Source organism: Pontibacter sp. HJ8, assembly GCF_054824225.1.
On record NZ_JSYF01000376.1, the window covers coordinates 1 to 6532 of the forward strand.

A 6532-nucleotide genomic window follows, 5' to 3' on the forward strand; every position below is an offset into this window, starting at 1 on the left:
GTGCCCGCCGCACAGGCGAAGCGATGCAACAATAAACAGAAGCAAGCTTAATAAGCTTCAACTACAAAGCAATACAAGTCATTAATTAAATAAACAGTGACTGAACAAGACATACAACATCTCCTGGGCAAACTGCCCCAGCTCAAGCAGGAGATACAGAAAGTAATCGTAGGACAGGAAGAAGTACTCGACGAGGTACTGATCACGATGCTGGCCGGCGGACATGGTTTACTGGAAGGCGTACCCGGCCTGGCAAAAACACTGCTGGTGCGCACACTGGCCAGCGCCATGGATCTAGGATTTCGCAGAATCCAGTTCACGCCCGACCTGATGCCCACCGACATCCTGGGTACCGAGGTGCTGGAGGAAGACCATGCCACCGGCAAGCGTTTCTTCAAGTTCAACGAAGGACCGATCTTCTCCAACATCGTGCTGGCCGATGAGATCAACCGCACACCACCCAAAACACAGGCAGCTTTGCTGGAGGCCATGCAGGAACACGAGGTGACCTATGCCGGTACCACCTATACCTTGCCAAAGCCTTTTTTCCTGTTGGCCACCCAAAACCCGATCGAGCAGGCCGGCACCTACCCGCTGCCGGAGGCGCAGCTGGATAGATTCCTGCTCTACATCAAAATAAAGTACCCGACAGAGCAGGAGGAGCTAAATATTCTGGCCAGTACCACCGGTACCCGGCAGGCCCAGGTAAACTCTGCCATTACCGGTCAGGAAGTGCTGCAGCTGCGCCAGTTGGTGCGGGAGGTAAGCATAAGCGAAGAACTGCTGGCTTACGTAAACCAACTAGTGCGCGCCACCCGACCTGACACGACACCAATTGAGTTTCTCAAAAACTATGTGCGGTGGGGAGCAGGTCCGAGAGCCGGCCAGGCACTCATCCTGACCTCCAAGGCACGGGCACTGCTACACGGGCGCTTTGCTGTAACGGCTGCTGATATCCGGACAATGGCCTATCCGGTACTGCGCCATCGTATTTTAGTTAACTTTTCTGCCGAGGCCGAACGTATTACTCCTGACAGGGTAGTAGAAGAACTGTTGCAGGCCATTCAGCTACCCAGGGAAGTGCTGGTTTAAGAGTTGAAAACAAATCATTTAGCTTGTGCGAGAAGAAGTAGACATAGTCAAGATTTCGGAGGGACAGATCAAAATACTGCGCAGCATACTGGGGGAAAGGATTTACTTTTTCTACTCCGATAAGCTGCAGGTAGAGGAGGCGGGCGGCAGTTTTCTTTTCTGGGCGAGCGGCTTTGCGCTGGCCTTGTCCACGATCAACAGCATTCCGGGCAAGTTCAGAACCTACATCAACATCAGCGCCGATTACCGGCTCTCCTCACAAGAGTCTACGACCTACTATGAGTTTGAAATCAATGTCAGCAGCGCCCCTTTGTGGCAGGAAGGCGCCTTGCAGTTCAGCAAACTTTCCAGTCTGCGGGTTTTTTCTGACCCTATCCTGATGATCGAGATTTACCAGAGCTTCAGCAATGGGGCCGAAAAGGCCGTTTTGCACGATTGTGCGATGGTGTTCTACTCCCAGGGCAGGAAAATACTGCTTCAGGCCAGGCAGGAGCTGATCGGCGGTGTAGACATTATTCTGGATGAAAACTTTATCGATGCCCAGATCAAGAAACTGAAACTTCGCTGCACCCTTGTCTAGAGAGAAATTCATTGACCCGAAAGTACTGGCCACCATCAAAGACCTGCCGCTGCTGGCCAAAACCGTAGTGGAAGGCTTTCTGAGTGGTCAGAACCAAAGCCTGCGGCGGGGAGCAGGGCTGGAGTTCAGCCAGTACCGCAGCTACCAGCCCGGGGATGACCTGCGGCAGCTCGACTGGAAAATGTTTGCGCGCTCCGACCGCTACTACATCCGGGAAGCTGAGGTGGACACCAACATTACCGTCCGGTTTATACTGGATGGAAGCGCCTCGATGGGGCACGTGGATGAGAACGGCCTGAGCAAAATGGACTATGCGCGGTTCCTGGTCGCCTCACTGGCATACCTGGCTACCACGCAGGGCGATGCCGTGGGGCTGTATGTATTGCACGAGAAGCAGCTCATCAACCTGACGCCGCGTAGCGACAACATGCACCTGCAGCGTTTCTGGCACCAGCTCAGCGAGATCAAACCCAGCGGCCGTTTCCCCGATCCCGAAACAGTTGCCAGCTTTTTTTCGGACCGCCGCCAGAAAGAACTGACCGTTTTCCTAACCGACCTCTACGAGCAGGCGCATGAGATCAAGGACCTGCTGTATAAGCTGGGGGCACAACGGCACGAACTGCTCCTCTTCCACCTGATGAGCCGGAACGAGCTCGATTTTACCTTCGACGGAACGCTTACTTTTGAAGACCTGGAAACGGGGCAAACGCTGCAGGTAGGAACTGCCGAGCAGCGCAAAGCCTACCTGGTCAGGTTACAGGAGTGGCTGCAGCAAACCGAAAAAGACATGCGCAACCGCCAGATCGCCTACGACCTGTTCGCCACCGACGAGCCACTGGACAAAGCACTCCGGTCGTTCCTGAAAAACAGGCTGGTGTATGGGTGATTTTTTAATTTTGAATGAGTGAATGAGTGAATGAGTGAATAGTTATATTGCTAAATGGTTGAATGCTGATTGTTAATTGCTGATTGTTGAATTGTAAAATTGTATGGTGCACAATCCGGCCAGGCCGCGACCTGTCCCTATAAAATCCACGACTCGTGACTCAGAACTCAGAACTCGAGACTCTTAATAACTCTTAAACTTGACTTTCCTCTCTCCATACTGGCTTTTTGCAGCGTCGGCTATCCTTGTGCCGATCGCTATCCACTTGTGGAACAAGCGGCAGGGGAAGACCGTGAAGGTAGGCAGTCTGCGCTGGCTGGAGGCATCGGTGAGCAGACGCTGGAGCAGTATCCGGCTGAGCGATGTTAGGCTGCTTGTGTTGCGCTGCCTGATCCTTATCCTGTTGGCTGTGGCGCTTGCAAAGCCGGTATGGGAGGCGGCGCCTGTTTCCAGGCAATCCAGCAAAGCCGTATACATCAGCCCGGAATTGCTACACAGTAATGCACTCCGTACCATCAAGCCAACAGTAGATGCACTCCTGCATCGGGGCTATACCTTGCATAGCTATTCTCCCACATTTACTCCTATACCTGAAGAGCAGTGGCTGGCACTTAGCAGCAACCCGGTTGATTCAGTGCTCACAAGCGGCAACTACTGGGCCTTGCTGCCGGCACTGGCACAGCGTTACCCCCAGGCACAGGACAGTGTCTGGCTTTTTACGTCCGACCAGCAGCGGAACTTTGCAGGCACACCTGCTGCCCTTCAGGAAAACATCCGTTGGATACCGGTTGCCTTAGAAACTACTACCTCCTGGATACAGGCAGCATACGCTACTCCCACTGACAGCCTGCAGCTTATACTGGGGCACAGCACCCGGGCAGGTACGACCTTCAGCCGTAGCCGCGTAGCAGCCCACGAGCAGATCATCCACTTAGCAAACGGGAAGCAGGTGCAACTGGTGCCGCAGGGAGATACCATATGGGCGCAAGGGAGCAGCGGCATTCAGGGCAGAGTACTGGTCCGGAAGCAGCCACTTCGGATAGGTATAGCCCCTGACAAGGCACAGCAGCCGGAAGTACGCTACCTGCAGGCAGCTATTAAGGCCATCAGCCACTACACAGGTATACCGATGCAGGTTGATGCTATACCTTCTGCGGCTCAACCTGGTACACCTCCCGACTGGCTCTTCTGGCTGAGCAGCAAAGAAATACGCCCATTCTGGTTACAGCAGGCGCAGGAACAAGGCACAAACGTATGGCTGCAGCCTGCTTCAGAACCCCTTGAAACAACGGCATACCTAGCTTCCGCAGGAGGAGAAATCAGAATTCATCAGCTGGCCGCAGCAACCCCGGTTAATACTACCGCTACTACAGCCTGGTATACCTCGGCTGGTGAGCCTTTGCTGACCAGGCAGCTGATAGGCAGCGGCAGCGTCTATTATTTCAGGAGCGGTTTCAGTCCGGCCTGGAGCCAGTTGGGCCAAAGCGCGCAGCTACCGGAACTTCTCCTACCGCTGTTACTCCCGCAAGAAGCCGCTTCAGTCTACGACGCCCGTACACTGGACGAGGAGCAGCTCAAGCCTGCGATACAACCTGTCAGGGTACGGGACCTGCAGCAAGAGCAGCTTTATAAGCTGATGCCTTGGGTTGTGCTGTTGGCCTTTTTCTTATTTTTAGCCGAGCGATTCATTACCAGCAAGAGAGCCACCGTATGATGTCAGCACAGAACAGCCTCCATACCTTGCAGCACATCCGCCGGAAATACATCCGGCAGAAGGCAGGGCTGTATACCTTGCAGGCCATGGCAGCGGCAGCGCTTGGAGTCGCTATACTGGGTAAGTGGCAAACTGATGTGCCCCTGCTGGCAACCTTGGCAGCCACACTTGTGGTGGGAGCTATCCTATACCTGGCATGGGCCTGGAGCCACGTGCTGCGCACCGATCTGCGGCAGGTCGCCCGGCATCTGAACCGTACTTATCCCCAACTGGAGGACAGTACCGAGTTGTTATTACGGCCGGTTTCGGAGCTCAACCTGCTGGAGCGGCTGCAACAGCAGAAAATAGCCGGACAGCTACAGGCTATCCTCCCGGATGACCAGCAGGTGTTCCACCTCCGAAAAAACCCTACGCTCCTGTCCTTTGGAGTAGCCGTACTGGTGGCATCAGGCATTTTATTCCTGCCCGCTGCCCCGCTGGCCGGCACTGCTTCCCCGGAACAGGTACAACTTGATTTTCCGGATGCTCCCCAGGAGGTAAGCGATACCGCCGTCACGATAGAGAAGATCGAGATCACTGTAACGCCTCCTGCTTATACCGGTAAGAAAGCCTACCAGGCAGCCCAACCCAACCTGCGTGTGGAGCAGGGAGCAACTGTCAGCTGGCACATCAGCACCAACCGGCCTGCCCGATCCCTGCAGCTGGTGCTGAATGAGAGCAAACCGATTTCACTGACTGCTAAAAAGGGCAGCTATACCTTATCACGTACCTTCACCGAACCCGCTCTTTACCACCTGAACCTCAACGGGCAAAAATCGGCTTACTATACCCTAGAGATCATACCCGACGAAGCCCCCGTTCTACAGATCCTAAAACCGGAGCAATACACGGAGATCCTGTTCGGGGACCCGCAACGCGTAACTCTGCGGGCAGAGCTGTCAGATGACTACGGCCTGCGCGATGCCAACATGATCGCTACGGTCGCCAAGGGATCAGGCGAAGCCGTGAAGTTCCGGGAAGAAAAGATCAGCCTGGGATTCGGAAAACAGACACGGAATTTCAGCATCAACAAAACCATCGACCTGCAAAAGCTGGGGATGACGTACGGCGATGAACTCTACTTTTACGTGCAGGCCTGGGACAACCACAAAGGCTACACCCGCTCCGAAACCTACTTTGTGCAGCTGGAAGACACGACTATTGTGGAGAGTATGGATGACCTCACGATGGGCGTGAACCCGGTACCGGAGTATTTCCGAAGCCAGCGCCAGATCATCATCGATACCGAAAAGTTGATAAAGGAACAGAAAAATATCAGTCGGGCTGTTTTTGAAGAGCGGGGCAATAACCTCGGCGTGGATCAGAAGCTGCTCCGCCTGCGCTACGGCAAGTTCCTGGGCGAAGAGTTTGAGTCAGGTATAGGGCCGGGCGGCGGCATACCGGAAGGAGAAGAACATCATGCCGACGATGGCCACGATCACCCGGAATTCGAAAACCAGAACGATCCGCAAGCCCTGCTGGACCCCTACCTGCACAAGCACGACCAGGAGGAAGCAGCCACCTTTTTTGAACCAGCCGTGAAAGCAAAACTCAAAGGAGCACTGGCCCAGATGTGGGAAGCCGAACTGCGCCTGCGCACCCATCGCCCCAAAGAGGCGCTGCCTTACGAGTACAAGGCATTGCGCATGCTCAAGGAAGTGCAGCAAAGCACGCGCGCCTACGCCGCCAAAACCGGCTTCGACCCGCCTCCTCTCAAAGAGCCGGAGAAGCGGCTGACAGGAGACCTGAGCAAAGTGAAAGCGCCAAGTGAAAGAAGAATGATAGAAACATCGCTCAAACTTCCCCATACCCGCCAGGCCCTGCAATGGCTGGAGCGGCAAAAGCAAGGCAACAGGTATAGCCAGGCGGATGCAATGCTGCTGGAACGGGCAGGCCAGGAGCTGGCTCAGGTGGCGCTGGCAAAACCGGGCCGCTACCTCCGTGCCATGCAGGACCTGCGCACCCTCATCGCCGATGTGAATGCGAACCGGAGTCTCTGCAAAACCTGCCTGGTAGCAGTAGAGCAAGCCTGGCAGGAGTTGTTGCCCTCAGCGGCACCTTCGCCCCAGAAGCAAAGCACAACCAGAAGCAAGCTGGCCCGGGAATATTTGAAGAGTTTAGGAGTTTGAGAATTTAAGAGTTTGAGAGTTTAGGAAGTAAGAATAAGAAAGTTTAGAGATATAACCTGTAAGGACAGGTCGCGACCTGTCCGAATCGTGCA

General features: G+C 54.7%; 5 protein-coding genes. All 5 read left to right on the top strand.

Going from position 1 to position 6532, the window contains the following annotated elements:
* The first annotated feature begins 96 nt into the window (after nucleotides 1-96).
* The 5 genes from OB13_RS15795 to OB13_RS15815 all read left to right on the top strand — a co-directional run bounded on the left by OB13_RS15795 (nucleotide 97) and on the right by OB13_RS15815 (nucleotide 6440).
* A complete protein-coding gene (locus tag OB13_RS15795; RefSeq protein WP_461491141.1) occupies nucleotides 97-1092 on the top strand; it encodes an AAA family ATPase in 996 nt (331 codons plus the stop codon).
* A gap of 25 nt (nucleotides 1093-1117) precedes the next feature.
* Nucleotides 1118-1672 (top strand): hypothetical protein, encoded by a 555-nt coding sequence (locus tag OB13_RS15800; protein ID WP_461491142.1) that lies wholly within the window; start codon nucleotides 1118-1120, stop codon nucleotides 1670-1672.
* Nucleotides 1665-2558 carry a DUF58 domain-containing protein gene (locus OB13_RS15805; protein ID WP_461491143.1) on the top strand — a complete coding sequence of 298 codons (894 nt, stop codon included), beginning with the start codon at nucleotides 1665-1667 and terminating at the stop codon, nucleotides 2556-2558. The genes OB13_RS15800 and OB13_RS15805 overlap by 8 nt, the downstream gene beginning before the upstream one ends.
* 199 nt (nucleotides 2559-2757) lie before the next feature.
* Nucleotides 2758-4272 (top strand): BatA domain-containing protein, encoded by a 1515-nt coding sequence (locus tag OB13_RS15810; protein WP_461491144.1) that lies wholly within the window; start codon nucleotides 2758-2760, stop codon nucleotides 4270-4272.
* Nucleotides 4269-6440, top strand: coding sequence for a DUF4175 family protein (locus OB13_RS15815; protein ID WP_461491145.1), 2172 nt, complete (start codon nucleotides 4269-4271; stop codon nucleotides 6438-6440). The genes OB13_RS15810 and OB13_RS15815 overlap by 4 nt, the downstream gene beginning before the upstream one ends.
* Nucleotides 6441-6532: the final 92 nt, after the last annotated feature.